This window comes from Rubrivirga sp. S365 (assembly GCF_032248475.1).
GTDB lineage: Bacteria > Bacteroidota > Rhodothermia > Rhodothermales > Rubricoccaceae > Rubrivirga > Rubrivirga litoralis.
In genome coordinates this window covers 1,041,490-1,066,089 of the sequence record NZ_JAVTTN010000001.1, presented here as the reverse complement: position 1 = coordinate 1,066,089, position 24,600 = coordinate 1,041,490, and the positions used below count along the sequence as shown (strand labels likewise).

Annotated in this window: 23 protein-coding genes; 14 read left to right on the top strand and 9 right to left on the bottom strand. The window is 71.5% G+C overall.

The window, feature by feature from the left end; translation table 11 throughout:
- Window positions 1-87 precede the first annotated feature (87 nt).
- The 8 genes from RQM47_RS04685 to RQM47_RS04650 all read left to right on the top strand — a co-directional run bounded on the left by RQM47_RS04685 (window position 88) and on the right by RQM47_RS04650 (window position 8,274).
- Window positions 88-891, top strand: coding sequence for a hypothetical protein (locus RQM47_RS04685; RefSeq protein ID WP_311662681.1), 804 nt, complete (start codon window positions 88-90; stop codon window positions 889-891).
- A gap of 1 nt (window position 892) precedes the next feature.
- On the top strand, window positions 893-1,849 hold the full coding sequence (locus RQM47_RS04680) for an SCO family protein (RefSeq protein WP_311662680.1): 957 nt from the start codon (window positions 893-895) through the stop codon (window positions 1,847-1,849).
- Window positions 1,846-3,003 carry a cytochrome c oxidase subunit II gene (coxB, locus tag RQM47_RS04675; protein ID WP_314007623.1) on the top strand — a complete coding sequence of 386 codons (1,158 nt, stop codon included), beginning with the start codon at window positions 1,846-1,848 and terminating at the stop codon, window positions 3,001-3,003. Before RQM47_RS04680 ends, coxB begins: the two co-directional genes overlap by 4 nt.
- Window positions 3,004-3,108: 105 nt before the next feature.
- Window positions 3,109-4,977, top strand: coding sequence for a cytochrome c oxidase subunit I (gene ctaD, locus RQM47_RS04670; protein ID WP_311662678.1), 1,869 nt, complete (start codon window positions 3,109-3,111; stop codon window positions 4,975-4,977).
- Window positions 4,978-5,049: 72 nt separating this feature from the next.
- A complete protein-coding gene (locus tag RQM47_RS04665) occupies window positions 5,050-6,261 on the top strand; it encodes a cytochrome c oxidase subunit 3 (protein ID WP_311662677.1) in 1,212 nt (403 codons plus the stop codon).
- Between the two features lie 35 nt (window positions 6,262-6,296).
- Window positions 6,297-6,923, top strand: a complete 627-nt coding sequence (locus tag RQM47_RS04660) for a cytochrome C oxidase subunit IV family protein (RefSeq protein ID WP_311662676.1) — start codon at window positions 6,297-6,299, stop codon at window positions 6,921-6,923.
- Between the two features lie 25 nt (window positions 6,924-6,948).
- Window positions 6,949-7,257 (top strand): hypothetical protein, encoded by a 309-nt coding sequence (locus RQM47_RS04655; RefSeq protein ID WP_311662675.1) that lies wholly within the window; start codon window positions 6,949-6,951, stop codon window positions 7,255-7,257.
- Window positions 7,258-7,317: 60 nt separating this feature from the next.
- Entirely contained in the window at window positions 7,318-8,274 is a 957-nt protein-coding gene (locus RQM47_RS04650) for a methylenetetrahydrofolate reductase (RefSeq protein WP_311662674.1), read from the top strand.
- 340 nt (window positions 8,275-8,614) lie between these two features.
- On the opposite strand, the gene ybeY is transcribed toward RQM47_RS04650, so the two are convergent.
- From ybeY to RQM47_RS04635, 3 genes are all read right to left on the bottom strand, one after another.
- On the bottom strand, window positions 8,615-9,040 hold the full coding sequence (gene ybeY, locus RQM47_RS04645) for an rRNA maturation RNase YbeY (protein ID WP_311662673.1): 426 nt from the start codon (window positions 9,038-9,040) through the stop codon (window positions 8,615-8,617).
- A gap of 147 nt (window positions 9,041-9,187) precedes the next feature.
- A complete protein-coding gene (locus RQM47_RS04640) occupies window positions 9,188-9,643 on the bottom strand; it encodes a hypothetical protein (protein WP_311662672.1) in 456 nt (151 codons plus the stop codon).
- A gap of 100 nt (window positions 9,644-9,743) precedes the next feature.
- Window positions 9,744-12,668: a DUF2723 domain-containing protein gene (locus tag RQM47_RS04635; protein WP_311662671.1), complete on the bottom strand. Its 2,925-nt coding sequence runs from the start codon at window positions 12,666-12,668 to the stop codon at window positions 9,744-9,746.
- 250 nt (window positions 12,669-12,918) lie between these two features.
- Between RQM47_RS04635 and RQM47_RS04630 the strand changes: the two genes are divergently transcribed.
- Both RQM47_RS04630 and RQM47_RS04625 read left to right on the top strand, forming a co-directional pair.
- Window positions 12,919-13,476, top strand: a complete 558-nt coding sequence (locus tag RQM47_RS04630; RefSeq protein WP_314007620.1) for a rhodanese-like domain-containing protein — start codon at window positions 12,919-12,921, stop codon at window positions 13,474-13,476.
- Window positions 13,477-13,482: 6 nt separating this feature from the next.
- Entirely contained in the window at window positions 13,483-14,166 is a 684-nt protein-coding gene (locus RQM47_RS04625) for a phosphoribosylanthranilate isomerase (RefSeq protein WP_311662669.1), read from the top strand.
- A gap of 147 nt (window positions 14,167-14,313) precedes the next feature.
- Here RQM47_RS04625 and RQM47_RS04620 read toward each other — a convergent pair whose 3' ends face one another.
- From RQM47_RS04620 to RQM47_RS04605, 4 genes are all read right to left on the bottom strand, one after another.
- Window positions 14,314-15,195, bottom strand: coding sequence for an undecaprenyl-diphosphate phosphatase (locus RQM47_RS04620; protein ID WP_314007618.1), 882 nt, complete (start codon window positions 15,193-15,195; stop codon window positions 14,314-14,316).
- A 495-nt stretch (window positions 15,196-15,690) separates the two neighbouring features.
- On the bottom strand, window positions 15,691-17,346 hold the full coding sequence (locus RQM47_RS04615; protein WP_311661478.1) for an NFACT RNA binding domain-containing protein: 1,656 nt from the start codon (window positions 17,344-17,346) through the stop codon (window positions 15,691-15,693).
- 41 nt (window positions 17,347-17,387) lie between these two features.
- Window positions 17,388-17,795: a carboxypeptidase regulatory-like domain-containing protein gene (locus tag RQM47_RS04610; RefSeq protein ID WP_311661476.1), complete on the bottom strand. Its 408-nt coding sequence runs from the start codon at window positions 17,793-17,795 to the stop codon at window positions 17,388-17,390.
- Window positions 17,796-17,904: 109 nt separating this feature from the next.
- The gene (locus tag RQM47_RS04605; RefSeq protein WP_311661474.1) at window positions 17,905-18,636 is read right to left on the bottom strand and encodes a TrmH family RNA methyltransferase; all 732 of its coding nucleotides are present in this window, start codon (window positions 18,634-18,636) and stop codon (window positions 17,905-17,907) included.
- Between the two features lie 176 nt (window positions 18,637-18,812).
- Between RQM47_RS04605 and RQM47_RS04600 the strand changes: the two genes are divergently transcribed.
- Window positions 18,813-19,538 (top strand): SDR family oxidoreductase, encoded by a 726-nt coding sequence (locus tag RQM47_RS04600; protein WP_314007615.1) that lies wholly within the window; start codon window positions 18,813-18,815, stop codon window positions 19,536-19,538.
- A 375-nt stretch (window positions 19,539-19,913) separates the two neighbouring features.
- Here the strand turns inward: RQM47_RS04600 and RQM47_RS04595 are convergent, their stop codons facing one another.
- Both RQM47_RS04595 and rpsT read right to left on the bottom strand, forming a co-directional pair.
- Window positions 19,914-21,500, bottom strand: a complete 1,587-nt coding sequence (locus tag RQM47_RS04595; protein WP_311661471.1) for a PKD domain-containing protein — start codon at window positions 21,498-21,500, stop codon at window positions 19,914-19,916.
- 311 nt (window positions 21,501-21,811) lie between these two features.
- Window positions 21,812-22,066, bottom strand: coding sequence for a 30S ribosomal protein S20 (gene rpsT, locus RQM47_RS04590; protein ID WP_311661470.1), 255 nt, complete (start codon window positions 22,064-22,066; stop codon window positions 21,812-21,814).
- Window positions 22,067-22,427: 361 nt separating this feature from the next.
- Here rpsT and RQM47_RS04585 point away from each other — a divergent pair, with 361 nt between their 5' ends.
- From RQM47_RS04585 to atpB, 3 genes are all read left to right on the top strand, one after another.
- Window positions 22,428-22,805: an AtpZ/AtpI family protein gene (locus RQM47_RS04585; RefSeq protein WP_311661468.1), complete on the top strand. Its 378-nt coding sequence runs from the start codon at window positions 22,428-22,430 to the stop codon at window positions 22,803-22,805.
- 136 nt (window positions 22,806-22,941) lie between these two features.
- Entirely contained in the window at window positions 22,942-23,241 is a 300-nt protein-coding gene (locus tag RQM47_RS04580; protein ID WP_311661466.1) for an ATP synthase subunit I, read from the top strand.
- A 5-nt stretch (window positions 23,242-23,246) separates the two neighbouring features.
- Complete coding sequence (gene atpB / locus RQM47_RS04575) at window positions 23,247-24,569, top strand: F0F1 ATP synthase subunit A (RefSeq protein ID WP_314007612.1); 1,323 nt, start codon at window positions 23,247-23,249, stop codon at window positions 24,567-24,569.
- Window positions 24,570-24,600: the final 31 nt, after the last annotated feature.

Genomic DNA, 24,600 nt, shown 5'->3' with positions numbered 1-24,600 from the left:
CCGTGCGGGCGGGGCGGTGCCCACCTGCACGGCGCTTTCAATCGATACTGAAAACCATCGGCCCCCCTCGGCCGTTACCCTGCCACGATGGACGACCCGCCCCGCCTCCCCAACGACGAGCCCGACGAGCTTCCCGGCACGCCCATGCCCAACCCGCACCGGGGCGAGCCGGCCGCAGCCGAGGACGAGGGCGTCCGCCCCGAGGCCGCTGGCACGCCAGCGCGCCCGACGGGCGACGAGCCGCTCGGCCCGTACGGCGAGTTGGTCCCCACGGCAGCCGTGGAGGCAGAAGACGAAGCGACCCCAGACGGCGACCCCGAGGCCGAGGCCCTACTGGAGCAGATGGGCGTCGAGGAGGAGGGAATCGAGTCCGGCCAAATCCTCGGGCTCATCATCTCGGTCGGCGTCGGGATTGTCGCGCTGGTCGTCGGCTTGATCTACCTGTTCGTCATTCCGTTCCAGGCGCAGGTGGGGGCCGAGGCCGAGAACGTCGTCCTATACCCTGAGCTGCTGCAGGTCCGCGTCGAGGGGCTCGCCAAGCTGACCGACTACGAGCGCGCCGACAGCAGCACGTACGGCGTCCCCATCAGCCAGGCGATGGGTTTGGTCGCGGCGGAGTACGGGGCCGCGCGCGCGGGCGCCGCCGAGGTGCCGACCACGCGCCAGCGGTGGAACACGCTCCCCATTTCGATCGGCCCGCCCCGCGCCGTCCAGGTGCCGTCCGACCGCGGCCCGCTCACGGCACCCCTGCCCGGGATCAACCCGCTCAGCCCGACCGGGGAGCCTGACACAATTCAGGAGGCCGAGACCACCCCGTTCCAGCTCCGTGTGGAGACGGGCGAGGAGGTCGGCGTGGACGAAGGCGCCGAAGCCCCATTCGACCGCAATTAGCATGACGCTGCGTCGCCTCCGGCTCGCTGTCGCCGTCTCCGCCGCGTTTGTGGCGCTGGGCGGGGTGGTGCAACCGGCGGCCGCGCAGGTAACGACGACATCGGACTTTGTCCCGCTCGACGGGCAGGCGGGGCAGGGGGCGGTCCCCAACCGGCTCGTCGGGCAATACGGGATCGACGAAAACCTGGGTGCGACGGTCCCCACCGACCTCCAGTTCGTTGATGAGGCGGGGCGGCCGGTCGCGCTCTCATCGCTCCTCGATGGCGAGCGGCCGGTCCTGCTGGCGTTCGTCTACCACAACTGCCCCATGCTGTGCAGCCTCGTCCTCGACGGCGTGGCCGACGCCGTGAGCGAGGCGAAGGCGACGCTGGGGCAGGACTACGAGGTGCTGGCCGTCTCCATCGACCCCAACGACACGCCGCAAAAGGCGGCCGAGGCCAAGGCCCGCTACGTGCGCCAGATCGACGACCCGGCCGCCGAGCGCGCCCTCCACTTCTGGACGGTCACGCCGGAGACCGAGGCGAACGTGGAGCGGCTGGCTGAGGCCGTCGGGTTCCGCTACGGGCTCGACGCGAAGACGGGGGAGTACGCGCACGCCGCGTCCGTCATGTTCCTCAGCCCCAACGGCAAGATCACGCGCTACCTCTACGGCCTCGACTATGCCCCGTTCGACGTCAACCTCGCGATTACCGAAGCGGGGCAGGGCACGGTCGGCTCGACGCTCGACCGGTTTCTCTTAACGTGTTTCCAGTACGACCACGACGCGCAGTCGTACTCCCTCGCCGTTCTGACGGCGACCAAGATCGGCGGGGCGCTCCTGCTCCTCGTGTTCGGCGCCATGCTGTTCGTGTTCTGGCGCCGCGAGGGCCGCAGCACCGCTGAGCGGTGGGGCGGGGTGTCCTCCACCCCGCCCGGTGACCCGCCGTTGACGCACCCCGGCACGACCTTTCCCTCATGATGATGCAGACCCCCGCGGCCGACTCGGCCGGCGTGATCGAAGCCACCCGCCAGGCGTTCTGGACGGGCCGGAATGGGCTGTGGCTGCCGCCGGCCGAGTCCACGACGGCGCCCCAGATCGACGCGCTGTTCAACTTTATCATGATCAGCAGCATCATCCTGACGCTGTTCGTGGCCGCGGCGATGGTGTACTTCGTGCGGAAGTACCGGCGGACGAGCCACGCCGACCGGCCGCAGGAGACCCACGAGAACAAGTGGCTTGAGGTGTCCTGGATCGTGATCCCGACGATCCTGGTCCTCGGCGTCTTTTTCTGGGGGTTCCGGGCCTACGTTGGCACGGCGATCCCGCCGTCGAACGCGATCACGGTGAACGTGAAGGCCCAAAAGTGGAACTGGTCGTTCGAGTACGCCAACGGCACGAACGCGACCGAGCTCGTGGTCCCGGTCAACCAGCCGGTCCGGCTCGAGATGACGAGCCAGGACGTGCTCCACAGCTTCTACGTCCCCGAGTTCCGGATCAAGCACGACGTGCTCCCCAACCGCTTTGCCTACGTCTGGTTCGAGGCGCCGCGCGAGGGCGTCTACCAGATCCTCTGCACCGAGTACTGTGGGACGTCCCACTCGAACATGGGGGCCAGGATCCGCGTCGTCAGCCGGGGCGACTATTACGCCTACGTCGCCAACGGGTACCTGCCGGGCGAGCAGCCGCCGGCGATGGCCCCGGCCGACCTGGGCGCGTCGGTCTACGTCGCCCGCGGGTGCAACGCCTGCCATTCCGTCGATGGGACGCCCGGCGTCGGTCCGTCGTGGGAGGGAATCTGGGGGGAGCCCCGACCCGGAAGCGCCGAAGGCGTGGTCGACGACGTCTACATTGCGAACTCCATCCTCTACCCGCAGGCGTACATCGCCCCGGGCTTCGAGAACGCCAACATGCCGTCCTACGACGGCGTTCTCAACGACCAGCAGATCGCCGGCGTCGCCGCGTACATTCGCGTCCTGAGCGGAGCGGCGACCCCGGCCGACACCACGCTCCCGACCGACGCAGGCATCGAGGACAGCCTCGCCGGTCAGGCGCCCGAAGGCGGCATGGGCGACCCCGGCGTCCCCGTGGCCGACCCCGTCGACGGCCCGGCCCGCGAGGAGGTCCGCGAGTAAGCGGGCCGCCCCGCCCGGGCGGGGCGGTTCCTGAAAAGGTCCCCCGCCCGAACATCCCCCTCTGCCCGACGTCCGCTCGTCCGGCCCCACCCCGCCCCCGAACCGATGGCGACGATCACGAAGAGCCCCGCCCCCGCCCGCGCGCCGCGTGAGGGCCGGGCATACCCGGTCGGCCACGAGCCGGTCCACAACTACCTCCACGAGCCCCGTCCGCCCGATGACGTGCAGGGCCTAGCGCGTGCGTGGGCGTGGGTCAAGTCGTGGGCGCTGACCGTCGACCACAAGCGGATCGGGATCATGTACCTGGTCGCGGTCAGCTTCTTCTTTACGGTTGCCGGGCTCCTCGCGCTCGGCATCCGTACGGAGCTGTTCTTCGTCAACAGCTACGATGCGGGCGGGGCGGTCGTCGGCGGCAACATCATGGGACCGGACACCTACAACCGGGTGTTCACCATGCACGGGCTGATCATGGTGTTCCTGTTCATCATCCCGTCGATCCCGGCGACGATGGGCAACTTCCTGCTCCCCATCATGGTGGGCGCGAAGGACGTGGCGTTCCCGCGCCTGAACCTGCTCAGCCTCTACATCTACGTGCTCGGCGCGGGCATCGCGCTGCTCTCGATCACCACGGGCGGGGTGGACACGGGCTGGACGTTCTACACGCCGTACTCGAAGGAGACCGGGACGGCTGTAATCGCGATGGCGCTCGGGGCCTTTGTGCTCGGGTTCTCGTCGATCCTGACGGGCCTGAACTTTATCGTGACGATCCACAAGATGCGGGCGCCGGGGATGACCTGGAACCGGATGCCGCTCTTCCTGTGGTCGATCTACGCGACGTCCATCGTCCAGATCCTCGCGACGCCGGTCATCGGGATCACGCTCGTGCTCCTGGTCCTGGAGCGGACGCTCGGGATCGGCATCTTCGACCCGGCGCTGGGCGGCGACCCCGTCCTGTTCCAGCACTTTTTCTGGTTCTACAGCCACCCCGCCGTCTACATCATGATCCTCCCCGGCTTCGGGGTGATCTCGGAGCTGATGGGCACGTTCAGCCGGCAGCGCGTCTACGGCTACCGCGCCGTTGCGCTCTCGTCGGTGGCGATTGCGCTGCTCGGGTTCATGGTCTGGGGCCACCACATGTTCACGTCGGGCCAGAGCCCGGTGTCGAGCATCGTGTTCAGCCTCATCACGTTCCTGATCGGCATCCCGTCGGGGATCAAGGTCTTCAACTGGACCTGGACGATGTACAAGGGCTCGGTCTGGCTCCAGACGCCGATGCTCTACGCGCTCTCGTTCCTGTTCCTGTTTACGATCGGCGGCGTTACGGGCATCATGGTCGGGGCGCTGGCCGTCGACATCCACCTCCACGACACCTACTTCGTGGTTGCCCACTTCCACTACGTGATGATGGGCGGGACGGTCATTGCCTTCCTCGGCGGCATCCACTACTGGTGGCCAAAGATGACGGGCCGGCTCTACAACGAGACGCTGGGCAAGGTCTCGGCGCTGCTCGTGTTTATCGGCTTCAACATGACGTTCTTTATCCAGTTCGTCATGGGTAGCCAGGGCATGCCGCGTCGGTACTACGACTACCCCGACCAGCCGTGGCTCCAGCCGCTCCACCAGCTCTCGACGATCGGGTCGTACGTGCTGGGCGTAGGCCTCCTCGTGGTCCTCGTCAACGGCCTGCTCTCGCTCCGCAAAAAGGCGCGCCGGGCGCCGGGCAACCCGTGGGGCGGGGCGACGCTCGAGTGGACGCACACGACGAGCCCGCCGGACCACCACAACTTCCACCGGACCCCGCTCGTCACGCACGGCCCGTACGACTACGAGGTCCTGTTCCAGACCTCGGGCGACAGCGCGGGCGACGGCGCTCCGATTCCTGACATCGCCGTCGGCGCCCCGCAGGAGATGGAGAAGTCGGTCGACGACGGCACGGCGCAGCCCGACGACGCCACCGACAGCCCGACCTCTTAATTCTCACCCCGCCCCGCCCGAGCCGTCCTGCGAGGGCGGGGCGGCCGACGCGCTCGACCGACGCACGCACCCATGGCGAACCCCACCCCGCCCGCCCTCACCGTCGACGACCCGCACGCCGTGGGCGGCGACGGGCACGGTGGCGACGGCCACGCCCACATGCTCGAGGGCTACGACGGGCAGATGCACCCGTCGAACCTCCAGCACCACTTCGTCTCGGCCGAGCAGCAGTTCGAGTCGTCGAAGCTGGGGATGTGGCTGTTCCTGGCGACGGAGATCCTGCTCTTCGGGGCGCTCTTTGTGGCCTACGGGATCTTCCGCGTCCTCTACCCCGAACTGTTCGACGAGGCCAGCCTCCAGCTCGATACGACGCTGGGCGCCGCGAACACGCTCGTCCTCCTGCTGTCGTCGCTCACGATGGCGTGGGCCATCCGGGGGGCGCAGATGGACAACCAGAAGGTGCTCCGCTACAACCTGCTGGCGACGATGGCGCTGGCGTCGGCCTTCCTCGTCGTCAAGTATTTCGAGTACGAGCACAAGTTCGAGCTCGGCATCTTCCCCGGTTACAACTTCGAGCTCGACGAGGGCGTCGACCGCGTAAACGACCTGACGGGCTCGGTCGCGGCGACACCGCTGTTCGTGCCCAGCCAGCGGGAGGACGCCGCCGCCGACGCGGCGGGCAACCAGATCCCGGACGAGACGGCTCCGGTTTCGACCGACGACGCCCCGCTCACCGGCGCCGACCAGAACCCGGGCATCGACGGCGCGCCGGCGGCGCCGGACACGGGCACCGAGGGCGGCGTGCAGGCCGAGGCCGAAACGCAGGCCGAGGGCGCACAGCCGCTCGCGGGCACGGCCCTAGACGAGGGCGGGGTGGCTCCCGCCAACGGTGCCACGCTCGACGGGGCCGCCGAGGGCGGGGCGGATGCGACGGCGGCGGAGGCCGTTCTGGGCAACGCCAACTCGCTCCACGAGGACGTAGGTAGCATGGCAGCCGGAGGTCTCGAGACCGAGCACGGCGACGACTCTGGGGGCCACGGCCGCGAAGGCGCCATCTTCTCCAACCGCCGGGCGGGCATCTTCTTCGCCATCTACTACGTGATGACGGGGATCCACGCGCTCCACATCATCATCGGGATCGTCGCCATCGGGTTCCTCACCTGGTTCTCCTACAAGGGCCGATACTCGAGCGTGTGGTACACGCCGGTCGAGAACGTGGGCCTCTACTGGCACGTCGTCGACATCATCTGGATTTTTGTCTTCCCCCTCATGTACCTGATCTAGTGGGGTCCCCACCCCGCCCCAGGCACACCGCAGACATGGCCGCACACCCCACCAAAGAGCAGATCGACCACGGCCCGACTGAGGGCGCCGAGGACCACACGGGCCACGGCGGGCACCACGTGTTCTCGTCCGGCATGCTCAAGAAGACGTTCGGCATCCTGGTCGGCCTCACGCTGCTGACGGTGGTCCTGGCCGGGTTCGAACGCGGCTTCATGGACATCTTCGGGTGGAACCTCGTGCTCCCGGAGATCCCGTTCGGCTGGCTCAGCGTCCCGATCGCGCTCGGGATCGCGGGGACAAAGGCGTACTTCGTGGCGGCCAACTTTATGGGGCTGAAGCACGAGAAGAGCGCCAACATCCTGGTCTTCGTGTCGAGCCTCATCTTCCTCGTCATCTTCTTCGGGTTCACCTGGCTCGACTTCGCCTTCCGCGACTCGTTCGAGGAGCTCTCGGCGGTCCCGACGGACATTTTGGAGGAGGAGGCCAACGAAGCCGCCGCCATCCAGGAAGCCATTGACGCCCGCGAGGCGGTCCCGCTCGTGACCGAGCCCGACCCGATCCTGTTCAACAACCCAGGCCAGTACGACGACGTCCGCGACGTGCCCGACAGCCCCGTCGGCGACGACGCTCCGAACGCAGAGGCCGCCCCGCCCTCGAACTAACCGGCCCGTCCCGCCTCCTGGCGCCATGACCGCTGTCGTCCTCCCGCTGGGTGCGATCGTGACCGGGTTCGTCCTGGTCGCGCTCCCCACAGTCCTGCTGATGGCGGTGTGGACGGTCGTGACAGTCCTGCGCATCCTGTTCCCCGAGCGCCCGCTCCCGTTCGACGCCGCGGCCCGTCGCCAGCGGGCTCGGATACGGGGAGAGTCCGTTCCGGTCCGCCTCCGGGACATCCTGGAGGACCAGGCCCGGCAGCCCGTGCCCGCCCCGCCCGCCGACGGCGACCTCCCTGACCGCCACCCGCTCGCCGACGACCTCTGGCTTCGCCGGAATTAGGCCGCCCGAGGGCGGGGAGGTCCACGGGTAGGCCGCCCCGCCCGACCCGACTCAACCGCCATGCGCGTCACCGAGCACTACGAGCGGGCAGACGGCCCGCTCCTCTCCTACGAGATCATCCCGCCCAAGCGGGGGACGTCCGTCGGCCACGTCCTCGAAATCGTCGAGGCGCTCGCGCCGTACGGCCCGCCGTTCATTGACGTCACGAGCCACTCGGCCGAGGCGGACTATGAGGAGATGGCGGACGGGACGGTCCGGCGACGGGTTAAGCGGAAGCGGCCGGGGACGCTCGGGATCTGCGCGGCCATCCAGCACCGCTTCGGGATCGATGCTGTGCCCCACATCCTGTGCCGCGGGTTCACGCAGGAGGAGACCGAGGACGCGCTCATCGAACTCAACTACCTCGGCATCCACAACGTCCTCGCCGTGCGCGGCGACGACAAGGGCGTCATGAAGCTGGAGCGGCCGGGGCGCGGCCGAAACGAATACGCCGCCGACCTCGTGGCCCAAGTCCAGGCCATGAACGCGGGCCGCTACCTTGCCGACCTCCTCGACGCCGCCCCGACCGACTTCTGCGTCGGCGTGGGCGGCTACCCCGAGAAACACGTCGACGCCCCGAACCGGACGTGGGACGTCCTCCACCTCAAGCGGAAGGTGGACGCCGGGGCCGACTACGTGGTCACGCAGATGTTCTTCGACAACGGCCACTACCTCGACTTTGTCGAGCGCTGCCGCGACGTGGGGATCAGCGTGCCCATCGTGCCGGGGATCAAAATCCTGACCACGAAGCGCCACCTCCAAACGCTCCCCCGAACGTTCTACACGGAGATCCCCGAGGCGCTCGCCGCCGAGGTCGAGGAGGCCGCGGACGAACGCGTCGCCGATGTCGGCGTCGAGTGGGCGCGGCGGCAGGCCGAGGAACTGATGGAGGCCGGCGCCCCGGGCATCCACTTCTACATCATGTCGACGGCCGAGCACGCCGTCCGCGTGGCGGAGCCGCTGCGCAAGCTGGCGTAGAGCGGGCAGCGGGCAGCGGGCAGCGGGCAGCGGGCAGCGAAGGTGCGCCACCCCGCCCTCGCGCGTTGCGGGCGGGGTGGACGCTGTAGCGCCGTTGCCTTCAACGACATCCGGGCGGGGCGGCCTCGGGCGGGGCGGTGCCATGGCGGGCCGCCCCGCCCGCGTCACAACCACCCCTCCCCCCTCCTGGCTGCGCCGACGCTGCGCGGTGGCCAGGAGGGGGACTGCTGCCGCCTCTCGTCGGGCTGGGTGGCGTCGTCAACCACCCCGCCCTCTGTGGGTGCGACGACGGGTTCACAGACGCGGCGCCCTGCGCCTCGCGTCGAGGGCGGGGCGGCCCTCAGACGCCCGCCGCCGCGAGGTAGCGGTCCTCCAGCGCCCGCATCGCCTCCCGCTCGGGCGGGGTGGAGTCGTCGTGGCCCGCGAGGTGGAGGACGCCGTGCGCCACGTAGCGGAGCGCCTCGTGCTCCCACGTCACCCCGAACTCGGGCGCCCGCTCGACCGCCGTGTCGAGGTCGACATAGACCTCGCCGTCGACCTCGCCCCGCCCGAGCGCGTCCTCGTCGAGCACGAACGAGACCACGTCCGTCTCGTAGTCATGTCCCAGCCACTCGCGGTTGAGGTCGTGGACGAGCCGGTGGTCGCCCAGGATCACGCCGAGGCTCGCCACGCGCACGCCCTCACCCTCGCACACGGCCTCGGCCACGTGGCGGACAGCGTCCTCGTCGAGCACGCGCACGTCGTGGGCGGGGTGGACGTCAATCACGGTAGATCGGTGGATCAAGGTGCCCGCCCCGCCCGCGTGGCATGAGGGCGGGGCGGCGAGTTGGTATGGAATCGTCCGCCCCGCCCAGCGGCTGATCTCGCAGCGTGCCGCCGCTCACGGACTCACCGATCCTACTGGACCTCCGACCTACTGGCCCTCCGGCGACCAGTCGCCCTCGAAGAGCGGCTCGGAGAGCGAGAGGACGACGGCCGCCTGCGCGACCTCGGGGGCGACCGTCAGGAAGTCGGCCGAGAGCAGGCGCTCCGAGACGTTGGCGTAGAGCGAACACGCCGCCTCGCGCTCGACGACGAGTCCGGCGACGCGGCCGCCGCCGCGCGCGAAAAAGATGACCTCGCCCAGCTCGTCCGACGTCACGAGGCCGGCGCAGTCGTGGAGCTCGAGGTGCGCCTCGGTTCCGTACACCTTGACGAGCGCCACCCCGCCCTCGGAGCCGTCGCCGGTCCGCGTCACCTCGACGGCCAGACGCCGCCCGCTGGCCTCGTCGCGGAGGGCCAGCCGCGTGAGCGTTCCGTCGCGCTCGGCGTCGACGCCCAGCACGGCGGCGGCGCGTTCGAGGTCAGCGTCGGAGAGGGAGCGGGACATGGCGGGGCGGGGCGGACCCAGAGAGCGAGCGTTGGGCAAGCTACGCCGCCCCGCCCGCACGGTGCCGCCTTGCCCGTAGGATCCGCTCGTGGGGTCTGCCCTACCCGCCCGCGGGCGGGGCGGGCTCGGCGGCGTCGGCGGGCGGGGCGGTCAGCTGGGCGGCCTCCACCTCGCGGCGGAGGTCATCGGCCGAGCGCTCGAAGCGGGGGTCGCCGAGGGCCTGCGCGAGCCGGGTCGTAAATGCCGCCGCCTCGTCATAGGCCCCGCCCTGGAGGTACGCCGCCTGGACAAACTGGACGAGCTGGAACGCCCGCTCCTGCTCGCGCGGCGTCCGCGCCGCAGCGAGGTCGCCGAGCACGGCGTCCTCGGTCTGGCGCAGGAGCTCCGCCATGCGCTCCGTGTCGCCGATCGCGCGGTACGCCTCAGCCAGCGTGTAGAGCGACCCGAACGACGCCGGGACCGTCGACGCCGGCACCTCCTCCATGACCTGATCCAGAAGCGCACGGGCCTCCCCGCCCCGCCCCTCGCGCGCGAGCCCGCCGGCGATCGACGCCACGCGCGTCCGGTAGCCGTCGGCCATGTTGCGGGCGTTCTGGTCGAGGTACACGTCGGGATCGTTCAGCCCGCGGTACTGGAACCGGGCCAGCCGGTCGAGCGCCACGTCCGGCGCCACGTAGCCGTCGGGGTCCGACCCGCCCCGCTCGATGGGCACCACGCGCCGGGCGAGCCCCTCGTTCTGGAAGTACGGCTGGAGCCCCAGCTCCGACGACGGCGCCACGGTCGAGGCGAAGTAGACCGGCCGCTCCCACCCGTCCTCGGCCACGGACCGCAGGATGTCGAGGACGGCGAGGTCCGACGTGTAGAGCACGCTCCGGCCGTCACCGAGCGGCGAGCCCCGGAGCCGCCACGTCATCCGGTCCGGCACCTCGCCAGGGTCGACGCGGCCGGCGACCGTCTCGTTCGAGAAGATGCGCGGGTCGACGGGCAGCGCCACGTCCTGCTCCTCGAACAGCCGCGGGGCGAGCGCCCCCGTCGGCAGGTCGTCGCCGCGCGGCGTGAGCCCGTCGATGTCGGCGTCCGAGACCGAGAGCGGCACGGGCGGGGCGGTCCGGCTCCACTGGTCGCGGAGCTGGCGGATGTACCACGGCGTGTTGAGCAGCGACAGGTTGACCACGCGCACGTCACGGCGGACGCCCTCGACCTCCTGGAGGTACCACAGCGGGAAGGTGTCGTTGTCCCCGTTCGTGAACAGGATGGCGTTGGGGGCCGTCGACTCGAGCAGGTTCCGCGCGAAGTCGGTCGCGATGCGGCGGCCCGAGCGATCGTGGTCGTCGTAGTTCTCGGCCAGCATCCAGCCGGGCACGGCCAGAAACAGGACTACGCCGAGCGCGAGCGACACGGCCCTCCGAAGCCCGGCCGACTTTTTCTCCAGCGCCTCCGCCGTCAGTTCCACCAGACCGGTGGCACCGAGCCCGATCCAGAGCGAGAAGGCGAAGAACGACGCGACGTACGAGTAGTCCCGCTCGCGCGGCTGGAACGGGGTTTGGTTGAGGTACACGATGATCCCGAGCCCCGTCACCAGGAACAGGGCCAGGACGGCGAGCGCGCGGCGCCAGTCGCGCTGGACGTGGAAGGCCAGGCCCAGGAGCCCGAGCAGCAGCGGGAGCCCGAAGTACACGTTCCGCCCCGCCGCCTCGGACGGCGTGAGCCCGGGCGGGTCGCCCCGCCCGCCCAGCCCGGAGATCCACCCGGCGTCCTGCGTGTCGGCCGCCTTGCCGACGAACTGCCACATGAAGTACCGCCAGTACATGTGGCCGACCTGGTACTGCCAGAAAAAGGCCGCGTCCGACGGGTAGTCGGCGTAGACGCCGAGGTGCTGCGGGGCCGACGAGTGCCGGCGCGGGAACGTCTTCTCGCGCGTCGAGATCGCTCCGGTCCGGTTGTCGTAGCTCGCGCCCGTCAGGAGCGGGGTGGACCCGTACTGCTCGCGCTTGAGGTAGCTCACGATCGCTTCGGTCGTCTCGGGGTCGTTCTCGTCGATGGGCGGGTCGGCCGCGGAGCGGATGAAGATGAGCCCGTACGACGAGTACCCGAGGACCACGAGCGTGATCGTGAGCGCGGCCAGATTGGCGACCGGCAGGCCGCGCCGCTGCGTCCACACGACGGCGGCGACGAGGATGGCGACGACGGCGACGAGGAACAGGGCCGGCGCCCCGCTCGCGCCCGCCAGCGTCGGCAGCGTCTGCACGACGCCGGGGTAGACGACGAGGAAGGCCGCGATGGACACGGCCGCCGTGATCGCGAGCCCCTTGACACGCTCGCCCGTCGTCGCCTCCGGCCGGTCCACCTTCTGGAAGTAGACGATGAGCGCGAGGAAGAACAGCGTGAGCACGTTCAGGAGGTGGACCCCGATCGCCAGCCCGAACAGGTAGGCGATCGCCACGAGGTAGCGGTCAGCGTGGAGCCCGAACGGGTGCTCGCCGCGGGCCACGAGCGCGGCCTCCTCGGCGCGTGTCGCGTCGCGCCACACGAGGGCCAGCCACACGACGAGCGCCGTGAACAGCATGGACATGGCGTAGACCTCGGCCTCGACGGCGTTGAACCAGAACGAGTCGGTGACCGCGAACGTCAGCGCGCCCACCACCCCGCCCAGGTTGGTCGCGATCCGCTGGACGGGGCTCCAGGTGTCGGGGTGCCCCGCCCACACGCGCACGAGCCGCACGATGACGAGGTGCGTGAGGAGCACCGTCAGCGCGCTGCACACGACGGACACCAGATTGACCGCGAAGGCGACGGGCTCGGGGCTGAGCCCGCCGAAGAGCGGCGCGAACATGGCGAACAGCCGCCCGACGAGCATGTAGAACGGGGCGCCCGGCGGGTGGCTCACCTGGAGCCCGTTCGAGATGGCGATAAACTCGCCCGAGTCCCAAAAGGGCGTCGTCTCGGCCATCGTCGCGATGTAGACGACGAGGGCGTAGAGGAAGACGCCAGCGGCGACGAGGCGGTCGATCAGCTTGCCAGTCATGCGGTCTGAGTCGGGGGCGGGGGCGCCGGAGGCGGGGCGGCCGAAGATAGCCCGGGGGGCGGGGCGGCTCGGGTAACGGGTCCGGCCGCCGGTTCGGGTGCGCGGGCGGGGCGGGTGAGCAGGTGATGGGTTCCGCCCCGCCCTCGCCGCCACGGCCCGGGGCGGGGTGGGCACGTCCGGCGCCACGGGCGGGGCGACACTCTGGGCGGGGCGGGCGCGTTGGGTCTGCACCTGAGACCGCCCCGCCCTCATGCCTCGCCGCGCCCTGCTCCTCGCGCTCGCCGCCGCTGCGCTCGTCGCCGGCGGCGCGTGGTGGACTGCCCGGTCCCGCCCCGCCCGGCCCGACTCGGCCGCGTGGCGAGCCGTCGGCGCCAGCCTCGCCGCCCGCTACCCCGACGTGCGGACGGTCTCGACGGACGCGCTCGCCGCCGAGCTCGACGCCCGCCCCGCCCCGCTCCTCCTCGACGCCCGCGAGCCGGCCGAGTACGCTGTGAGCCACCTGCCAGGCGCCCGGCGCGTGGACCCCGACGCGAGCGCCGATGCCCTCGCCGCTGCGCTGGGCGGGGTGGACCGGGACCGCCCCGCGGTCGTGTACTGCTCGGTCGGCGCGCGGTCGGCGGCCGTGGCCGCGCGCCTCGCCGACGCCGGATTCGCGGACGTCCGCAACCTGGAGGGCTCGATCTTCCGGTGGGCCGGCGAGGGACGCCCGCTCGTCGGCCCGGGCGGGGCGGCGACCGACCTCGTCCACCCGTACGACGCGGTGTGGGGGCGGCTGCTGGACGCCGCGCGCCGCGCGCCGCTCCCCTAGCCGCCCGTGGGCGCCCCGCCCCGCCCGCGCCTCAAGGTCTGCTGCGTCGGCTCCGTCGAGGAGGCGCGGCTCGCCGTGCGCCTGGGCGCCGACGCGCTCGGGCTCGTCGGGCCGATGCCGAGCGGGCCGGGCGTGATTGCGCCCGAGCAGATCGCCCAGATCGCTCGGTCGGTGCCGCCGCCCATCGCCACATGGCTGCTCACGAGCTGCCAGGACGCGGACGAGATCGCGCGGCAGGCGGACGCTGCGGGCGTCACGGCTGTCCAGATCATGGACCGGGTCGACGTCGGCGTCTACGCCCGACTCCGCCAGGCGCTGCCGGGCCGGCGAATCGTCCAGGTCGTCCACGTGGGCGCGGCGTATGGGCGGGGCGGGGCGGCCGCCGAAGCCGAAGCCGTCGCGCCCCACGTCGACGCCGTGCTCCTGGACTCGGGGCGCCTGGGCGGGGCGGTGCCGGAGTTGGGCGGGACGGGCCGCGCCCACGACTGGGCCGTGAGCCGGGCGATCCGCGAGCGGCTGAGCGTGCCGGTGTTCCTCGCCGGGGGCCTCCGGCCGGACAACGTGGCCGGCGCCGTCGCGCAGGTCGGACCGTTCGGCCTCGACGTGTGCAGCGGCGTCCGCACGGGCGGGGCGCTGGATGGGGCGAAGCTGGCGGCGTTCGTGCGTGGGGCGGGGCGGCAGGACCCGTGAAGCCAGGGCTCCCGCCCCGCCGGGCGGCAGCCGCCCGGCACGGCGAGAAGGCTGCCCTGAAGCAACTCTCGGGAGGGTACCGAGTGCGAGGCACCTCGCCCACGGCGCCTGCTCAAGGTCGTGCTCACTCCCTACGCGAACACTGCTCTAGATGAACACCAGCCCGAGCCCGCCGACGGTAAAGCAGTAGTACGCGAAGTACTGGAGCGACTGCCGCTGCACGAGCACCTGGACCGCTCGGATCGCGAACACGCCCGACACGAACGCGACGAGCGTTCCGACCGCGAGCGGCACCACGCCGGTCGTCATCCCGACCTCGAGCATGTCGAGCGTCTTGAGCAGCGTCGCGCCGAGCACGACGGGGAGCAGCATGAGGAACGAGAAGTCGGCGGCCTCCTTCCGGTCCACGTTGAGGTAGATGGCCGTGCAGATCGTCGAGCCGCTCCGCGAGATGCCGGGGATGAGCGCGCACGTCTGCGCGATGCCGACGAGAACCGCCTTCCCCGGCGAGAGCATGCCGTCGGGGTCGGGCCGGAGCCGCGTGAGCAGCAGCAGGACGCCGGTCACGATGAGCGCGCCGCACACGAACCGGGGGTCACCGAAAAGCGCCTCGAGCGGCTCCTCGAACAGGAGGTAGCCGATGAACGTCGGCACCATCGTGACGAGGACGTAGAGCGCGAGGCGGAGCGACGGGACCGGCCCGCCCGAGGCCTCGGGCGCGTCGTAGCTCAGCTCGTCGCCGCGGGCGCGCTCGATCCGCCCCGCCTGGAATGCCTCGGCCCACAGGGCGGGGCGGGCGAGCGCGCCGACGGCGTCGCGGAGGATGCGCCCGATCCGCGCCCGGTAGACGGTCAGGATCGAGAGCGCCGTCCCGAAGTGGACGAACACCTCGAACGTGATGTCGCCCGCGCCCGCCGTGTCGAGGCCGAGCACGTACTCGCCGAGCACGAGGTGGCCGGACGAGGAGATCGGAAGGAACTCGGCGAGCCCCTGGACGAGGCCGAGAACGGCAGCTTGCCACCAGGACATGAGCGAGCAGACCCTTGCGGGCGGGGTGGGGGACGGACCGCCAAGCTACTCGGCAGGTGAACAACGCACCGCCGGTCGCAGGGTCTTCGCCGGGCAGCGGGCAGAGTGCCCCCACCCCGCCCGCGCCACGGGCGGGGCGGCCACGGGCGGGGCGGTGCCTGTTCGGCCGCCCCGCCCTCGTCACAACCACCTCGCCCTTTGGGTCCTAACCCCTTTTGGTTGCGCCGACGCTACGCGGTGGCCAGGAGGGGGACTGCCGCCGCCTCGGGTCCACCTCCACGTTGACTGGGCCGCCCCGCCCGCGTCGGACACGACGAGTCGTGTCCCTACAGGTGCCCGTCGTCGGGCGGGGCGGCTGCACGACCGCCCCGCCCCCGAGGGCCACCGCCGGTCACCCCTACGAGACCGTCCACGGGCGGGGCGGAACAAAATGGGCACCACTCCGCCCGCGCTCCCCTTTCCCCTTTCCCCTTTCCCCTTTCCCCTTTCCCCCTTTCACGGCCGCGCCGGCGTCACGTCGAGGACGTCTTCGCGGTCAACGCGGACGAGGCCCGGCGGGCCGCCCTTGACCGGGCGCACGTACTTCCGCTCCGTCACCGTAACGGGCACGACCGTCTGCGTCTTGGCCGTCGAGAACCACGCCGCGAGCCGAGCCGCCGCGCGGATCGTCGCCGGCGGCACCTCGGTCGACCGCCCCGCCCGGCGCACGACGACGTGGCTGCCAGGGACGCCGCGCGCGTGGAGCCACAGGTCGTGCGGGCTGGCCACGCGCGTCGTGAGGTGCGCGTTGCCGCGCGCGTGCTTGCCGACGAGCGCCTCGAACCCGCCCGGCAGCGGGACCCGCCGGAACGGCTCGGCCGGCTCCCCGCCGCCGCCTTGCGTTCCGCCCCGCCCGGCGAACGGCGCGAGCGCGGCGGCCTCGCTGGACAGGAACGCTTCGAGGTCGGGCACGCGGTCGAGGGCGCGGAGCCGGTCGAGGAGATCGCCCGAGGCGTCGGCCTCGGCCTGGACGTCGGCCCACCTCGATTCGGCCTCGTCGCGGGCGCGGCGCGTGCGGCGGGCCTTGTCGTAGTAGCGCTCGGCGTTCTCGACGGCCGAGAGCGCCGGGTCCAGCGGGATCTCGACCGGCTCGCCCGCCCCGCCCACGATGTCCGGGAGCGTGGCGGCCTCGCGGCCCGGCCCGTCGCCGGCCGCCTGCGCCATGAGCAGGTGGCCCCACGTTTCGTAGCGGTCGGCGCGGCTGGGCTGCGACAGCTCCTCCAGCATGGCGTCCGCGCTGCGTGCGCGGCGGCCGTGCGCCCGCTCCAGCGCCGCCGCGACGGGTCGGTAGAGCGCCTGAAACCGCCGCTGCCCGAGCGCCCGCTTGGCGTAGACGCGCGCGGCCGCGTCGGCCGTCTCGAACGGCTCGGCCCGCCACCCCGCCCCGACATGCGCGGGCGGGGCGGGGAGGAGCGCCTCGGCCAGATCGCCCCGCCACAGGACCGTCGGGCGGGGCGGTTCGACCTCGGCGCGGACGGCGGCGAGCGCCTCGGCCAGCCGCTCCACCTCGCCGTCCGCGAGGTCGGCGGGCGGGGCGGACGGGTCGAGGCCGGCGCGGCGCGCGGCGTCGGCGGCGAGGGCGGGCGGGAGGAGCGGGGCGGCCCGGCGCGCGGCCTGCTCGACCGTCTTGCGGTCCGCCCGCCACCGGGCGCGGACGGCCTCGGGCGTGGTCGGGTCCGGCGCAGCGCGTGGGGCCTGAGCCTCCTCGCCCTCCCAGTCCGTCGCATGGAGGAAGGCGTCGCGGACGCGCCCGTTCTCTATCCAGAGCACGGTCGGTCGGCTCCCGAACAGGAGCACCTGGAGCGCCGCCCCGCCCTCGGTCTCGAACACGACGTGCCGGTCGAGGTGCGCCGTGCGGACGCCGGCGACGACGGCGCCGTCCAGGTCAGGGAACACGTCGGCCGTGTTCCGGCGCTGCCGCCCGCCGCCCTCGGTCTGGAAAAGGAGCGGGAGCGCCGGGTCACAGACGACGCGGACCGTCCGCCGGTCGCCGCCGCGCTCCAGCCCGAGGCTCAGCTCGTTCGGGCTCTGCGTCCAGGCCGCGTCGAGGCGCCACCCCGCCAGGGCGGCGTCCCACTCATGGGCGAGAGCGCGGAGGGTGAAGTAGTCCACGCCGCAAGATCGCCCGCGGCGAGCGCGGGCGGGCGGGGCGGCTAGGGCGCCGTGTCCGCCTCGCCGTGGTCGCCTGGGTGGACGGCGGCGCACCCCGCGCCGGCGCCCGGCGCGAGCGGGGCGTCGAGCCGCACCGCCCCGCCCTCAGCCACCGTCACCGCGTAGTCTGTCATGTGGTAGGTGAAGGCTCCGGCGCGGACGGCGTGCTCGCCGGGCGGCACGTCGGCGATCGCGTAGCGGCCCTCGCGGTCCGTCATCGCCCCGATCCCGAGGGCGGGAATCACCACACCGGCACCGGCGACGGGCTGCCCCGTCTCGGCGTTCGTCACGACGCCCTCGACCGTCCCGCCTGCGACGACGCCGGGAGCGGGCGGGGCGGAGCCGTCCGACTGCGCGGCGGCCGGGGCCGCGAGAATCAGAAAGAGAGCGAGGGCGGGGAGGACGCGCATGGCCGGTGGAGGAGCGGGGGCAGCAGTCTACGCCGAACGGGCGGGGCGGCGCCCTCGTGTGAACGCCCGCCCTCACGCGCTGGAGCGTGCGGCTGGGCGGGGCGGCTCCCTACGTGTCTTCCCGGCGGGCGTGCTCGGCGAGAAGGGCCGCCGCGAGCGGCACGGCGCGGGCGACGTAGTGCGCGCGGAGACGCCGCTGCTGCGGGCCGTCCAGGTCAGCGTGGCCGCCCCGCCCGAGGCGGTCGGCGCGGGCGTGGTAGAGGGCGAGGGCCGCGGCGACGGACACGTTGTAGCTCTGGACGAACCCGTCGAGCGGGAGCAGCAGCGCGGCGTCGGCGGCGTCGAGCATGGCCGGACTCGCGCCCGCGTGCTCGTTCCCGACCACGAGCGCCGTCGGCCGCGAAAAGTCCCACGCGTCGATGGGCAGCGCGTCGCCGCGAAGGGCCGTGACCGCCACACGCCCGCCCCGCCCGTGGACCCAGGCGACGTAGGCGGCCGGGTCGCTCCACGACCGGACCTCGACCCACTTGTCGGCGCCCTGGCTCGAGCGGCGGGCTGCGCGGCGGTCCTCGACCGTCGGCTCGTCGCCGGCCTCGACTTGGGCCGCGAGCGCGGCGGCCTCGCCCTCCAGCCCGACCACGTGAGCGGCCCCGAACCCCAACCCCTCGGCGCTCCGCAAGACGGCGTTCACGTTGCCCGGGTCGACCAGCCCTTCGAGAACGGGCACGACTCCGAACGCACGCGCGGCGGCCACGGCCGCGATCCGCGCGCGCCGCTCGTCCGTGAGGTACGGGTCCAGAGTGCGGAGGACGGTCTCGGCCGGGTACGCCGCCCCGCCCACGCGGACCGTGTCGGCGAGGTCGAAAAAGGGCGGGGTGGAGGAACGCGCGGGAATGGGACCGAGGGAATAAGGAAGGGGAAGCAGGAGCCGCTGGGCCGGGTCAACTCAGCGAGGGCGGGGCGGTGATCCCCGCGCGCTCGGTTTCGTACGGGTCTCCGCCCTCTATCCCATACCCCATGCATCTCCACGACACCGCCGCCGTCGTCACCGGCGCCAGCCGGGGCATCGGCCTCGCCACCGCCCGCCTCCTCGCCGACGCCGGCGCCCACGTTTACGGCCTCGCTCGGTCTACGGATGACCTGGAGCAGATCTCGCAGACGCTCGGCGACCGCTTTTCCCCCGTCGTCTGCGACGTGACCGACGCCGAGGCCGTCCGGCGCGCCATCGACGGCGCAGCCGAGGACGCCGGCCGCCTCGACGTGCTCGTCAACAACGCCGGCCTCGGCCGCTTCGGCGACGTCGACGCGCTCGCGGTCGACGACTGGCAGGTCCAGATCGACACGAACCTCTCGGGCGCCTTCTACTGCACGCGCGCGGCCGTTCCCCACATGAAGCGGCAAGGCGAGGAGCGGGGCCGGGACGAGACGGCCGGCTTCGTCGTCAACGTGGCGTCCATCGCCGGGCTCATCGGCAACCCGCAACTGAGCGCGTACAACGCGAGCAAGCACGGCCTCCGCGGCTTCTCGGACGCCATCATGAAGGAGCTCCGTCCGCACGGGATCAAGGTGAGCTGCCTCTATCCCGGCTCCGTCGACACGGCCTTCGGCGGCGACGACAAGGACCCAAACCCCGACGCGATGAGCCCCGAATCGATTGCGGCGACGGTGCTCCACGTCCTCCAGGCGCCCCACAGCACGCTGATCTCCGAGGTGGTCCTGCGTCCGATGGTCGGGCGCAAGTAGACGGCGGGGGCGTCCGCCCCGCCCGCAGCGACCGCACCACGAACCGCCCCGCCCTCATCTCTGGGGGCGGGGCGGTTTTGTGTAGGCGCCGCCGAGGAACGACCGCGCGGAAGAGCCCACCGCCCCGCCCAGCAACGGCGCCGCGGGCGGGGCGGCGACACGGGCCTGCGCTGCGCGCCCTCTCCGCCCCGCCCACTCCCGACGAGCAGACACACGGGCCACTCCGGGCGGGGCGGTCTGCGACGTCGATCCGCGCGGAGCGCGCGGGCGGCGAGGCTCCTCCAACGCGAAGAGGGCGGCCTGCCGGGTGGCAGGCCGCCCTCCTGTCGGAGCACGGGCTCAGGCTAGGCCGAGGCCTAGCGAGTCACGTCCGATTTAGAACCCGGCGCAGGACGACGGGATCGAGTCGGCGCGACGGGCGCGGCTGTCGCCAGGCCCAACGTCCTCCTTCGGGTTCGCGTCCGGATCGACGCCACGGCCCACGGCGCGGAGACGGTCGGTATCGACCCCCTGAGCGACGTAGTAGGCGAGGACCGCGTCAGCGCGAGCCTGCGAGATCCGCATCGCATCGCCCTCCTGACCGTCGGAGTAGGCGTTGATGGTGACGCAGATCTCCGGGCAGCGACGGAGGATCTCGATGTTCTCATCGAGCCGCTCACGGGCGTCGGCCGACAGCGTGGACTCGCTGTAACCGAAGAACACCGGGTTGAGCTCGGTGATGTTGGAGCAGTACGCGTCGCCGACGGTCACCGGGATGGTGCAGACGTCGGTGCCGTACTGGTTGGTCGCCGTGATGGTGACCGTGTACGAGCCGGTGTCAGCGTAGGCGTGGCGGGCCGGGAGGGCCGTCGCCGTGGTGCCGTCACCGAAATCGACCAGAACGTCGTCGGCGTCCGTCGCCGTCGCGTCGACCGTCACCTCCTCGCCAGCGTTGACCTGGCTCGGCGTGGCGCGGCAACCCGCGAGCGTCGGCGGGATCGGGGGCTCGACGACCGTCACGAGGCAGGACTCCGAGTCCTCACCGCCGCGGTTCATCGTCATCGCCGTCACGGTGTACGTGCCGGGCGCGTTGTAGGCGTGCGAGGCCGTCATGCCGGACCCGCTCGTCCCGTCGCCCCACTGCCACGTCGTCGTGACGGGCATCGTGGCGTCCTCGTTCGTCATGACCATGAACGAGCCGGTCTGGCCCGTCGTCAGCTCACCCGGGCACTGGAGGCTCTCGATCTCGGCGGCCGTGAACGGCGCCTTGAACGCGAACTTGAACCCACCACCGAGGGTGTTGATGATGTCGAAGTCAGCGTTGTCAGCCTGGACGCCGAACGCACCCGGATCGGCACCGTCGAGGGCCACGTCCGGGAACACGAGCGTCGCCTGGTCGGCGATGAACAGCGAGAGCCGCGGCGAGAGCGCGATGTCGAAGCCGAGGCCGACCACCGGGCCGTACCCGATAACGTCCTCATCAGCGTTCCCTGCGTTCCGCTCGTTCTCCGTGCCCTGACCCCAAACGACCGCGCCGCCGAGCTCGACGAACGGCGAAACGCGTGCGGTCGCGAACGGCATGTAGCGGAAGAGGGCCTGGAGCTGAATCGCGTCCTTGCCATCGTTGAACGTCCGGCCCGGGTTCTGGAAATCGTCGTCGAGAGTCGGCACGCTCTGGTAGAGACCGGCGATTCCGAACGAGAGGTTGTCGCTGAACAGGTAGCCGAGCTCACCGCCGACGCTGTAGCCGAGATCTTCAAAGGCATCGAACGGCTGAAGCTCAGAGCCGCTCGGGTCGTCGGGAGGGTTGCCGTCAATGTCGCCGTAGTACGTAGCCACGCCTCCACGGAGGAGGATGTAGACGGAGTTGCTGGGGCGGACGACCTGGGCCTGCGCGACACTCGCGTACAGGGAGGCCATTCCGAAGAGGAGGAGGGCAGAGAGACGCAAGGACATGGTCTTCTCCAGTCTAAACTGGCTCATGGAGAGGGGGTGGGGGGTGATGGGGGGGGGACCTGTGACCGGAGTCAGCAGAGTGTGATGCGAGCGAGGCCACGCGATTCCCGCTGGACCGATCCGCCCGATCTAGCACTTTCGAGTCTTTGCGTTGGCCCGATCGTGCATGGCGGGGGACAACCTAAGGGCTCGATGCGCATCGATACGACCCGGGGGGTGCGGGCCGTTGTAAAAGGGGGGCGAATGGGGAGGGAAGAGGTGCAGACGGGAACAGCCGCGTAACAGGTCGTGCGACGGGCGTGTTCCACTGCGCTCCCAGCCAGCGCCCCTACAGACCGCTAGCCGAGCGTCTGGACGTGACGCTCGAGCTGGCTTTTGACGCGCGCCGCCGTGTTCGGATGGACCACGCGGCGCCCCGCGAGCCGGTCGATTTGGGCCTTCGCCGCATTCAGCTTCGCCTGGGCATCGGCCGGATCCGTCTCGGACTGAATTTCCTTGACGAGCGTCCGAAGGCGGACCTTCTGGTAGCGGTTGCGGAGGCGGCGCTTGGCGTCCTGGCGGACGCGCTTCGCGGCGGACTTGTGCTGGGGCATGACGGCGGCGGGAGGAACTCACGTGGAGCCCCCAGGTGGAGGGGGTCAGCCGGCCAAGTTAGAAGGTTGCGCCGGCGCTCGTATGCATATGCAGCGAAAGAAGGACGCGCGCCAGCGGGGCCATGCCGTATGGGACCCGCCTGCTCAAGTCCGAGCCGCCGCCCCGCTGCGTTCGTCTTCCACTGCAGAGGACCAGCGACAACGACTCAGCCCCCTCCCACACGGGACGGGACCGCCACACGGCACATGCTACCGCAGAGTTCGGTCTCCGCAGGCTTCGGCCAGCGCCACGCCTGTAACCTCTCCCGAGAACGGGGAGCGCACCCACAGCAGTAACATCGCCGGCCCCTCCCCTCCCGCCATGGCCACCCCGCCCAACGACCCCTACGCCGACAAGCCCGACCGCTGGGAGCGCGACGACCGCGCGTGGAAGGCCAAGTGGGCCGACAAAGAGCCCGAGGACGAGGGATACGCCGCCCCGCCCTCAGACGCGTACCGGCCGGCGGCCGCCACGCCTGGCACCGTTCACGACGCGTACGGCGAGGGGATGCGGGGGGCCGGTCCGTACCTCGGGCTGGGCGCCCAGATCGGCGGGTCGATGGCCCTCTTCGTCGGACTCGGCGTCCTCGCCGACCGTTGGCTTGGCACCTCGCCGTGGGGCGTCGTCGCGGGCGCCGCCTTAGGTATGGTGGGCGTCGTCTTCCTCGTGCTCCGGATCGCACGTGAGGCGTCAAAGTAGCGGGCGGGGTGGAGCCGGTCACGGAACCCGCCCCACGGGCCGATTTGTGCCATCTTCACCCCGGCTTAGGGGACCCTCGGCACACGCCCGGCTAGCTTGGCCGCCGTTCGCTCCCGCGCCGCCTCCCGGACCCCCGATGACCCCCGCCTCTAGCCTGCTGATCGGCGCCCTGCTGGGCGCGGCAAACGCGGGCGCTGCGGCGTGGACGGCGCGGAGGGCGGCGACCCTCGACTCGCAGCGGGCGATCCAACTCGTCCTCGGCGGGATGGCGGTGCGGATGGCCCTCGTGCTCGTCGCCTTCGCCCTCGTGCTGGCCACCGTCCCCGTGCACCGGGGCGCGTTCGTCGGCGGGCTCGGGCTCCTATTCCTCGTTGGGCTGGCCGCTGAGGTCGCCCTCGTCTTTGGTCGCACCGACCGCCCCCGACCCGAGGCCTAGCCCCCATGCGGACCGTCGCCTTTTTTGCCCTCGCGCTCGTGGCCTTCGCCGGGAGCGCCTCCCCGGCCTCCGCCGCCGGCGAGGACGGTGAGCTCGACGCCGTCCACCACACGTCGGACGGGTACTACCTCGACTTCTCGCCCCTCCCCATCGGACGCGGGGGGAAGCTCGAGCTGCCGCGCCTGTTCCTCGTCCGTCGTGCCGACGGGTCGCTCGGGTTCGACGCCTTCGGGTCGTCGACGGCCGCCGTCCTCTCCGGCCGCTACGTCATCGGCGCCCACGGTGACGGCGACGGTGCGCACAGTCCGGCCGCCCACGCCGCCGACCCCTACGCCGAGGACGCGCTCGCCCAGGAGATCGCCGAGGAGCGCTCGGACCCGAACGGCCTGACAGTCGAAGAGCTTAGCGAGACGAACGCCGAGGAGATCCTGGGTGAGACGGCTGAGCCCGAGGCCGCTTACGACGCGCCGATCGAGGCGGCGGGCGGGGCGGAGATCCTCATCGACCTCTCGATCTCGCGGCACCTCGTGTTCATCTTGCTGACCATCGTCATCCTGCTCCTCCTGTTCCTCCCACTCGCCGGGAAGTACAAGAAGGGCGTCGGGCGGACGAGCGCGCCGCGCGGGCTGCTCCAGAACATGCTCGAGACCCTCGTGATCTACGTCCGCGACGAGATCGCGCGGCCGAATCTGGGCGCGAAGACCTACAAGTACCTCCCGTACCTGCTGACGGTCTTCTTCTTCATCCTCGTCGCCAACCTCGCTGGGCTCGTCCCCTTCGGGGCCACGGCGACGGCGAACATCACGGTCACGGCGGTCCTGGCCCTCTTCACCTTCTTCGTCACGCAGCTCGCGGGGACCAAGGACTACTGGATGCACATCCTGTGGCCCCCCGGCATCCCGTGGTTCGTGAAGCCGATCCTGGTCCCCATCGAGATCATGGGGCTGTTCACGAAGCCGTTCGCCCTCGCCGTCCGGCTCTTCGCCAACATGACGGCGGGGCACCTCGTGATCCTCAACCTCATCGGGCTCATCTTCATCGTCGGCGGGATGAGCGCCACGGCCGGCTACGCCACCTCGGTCCCCGCGATCGGGCTGACGCTGTTCGTCTACGCGCTCGAGCTGCTCGTCGCCTTTATTCAGGCCTACGTGTTCACGATCCTGAGCGCCCTCTTTATCGGGATGGCGACGGCCGAGCACGAACACGACCACGACCACGCCGAGGACCACGGCCTGACGCCCCACGGCGCCGCCGTGTCCGAGTCGAACGGCCAGGCCCATCACAAGGAGCACGACCGGACGGTCGGTTCCGAAGCCGTGATGGCCTAACGCCCCTCCCTCTGGGCGCGCGGCGCCCTCC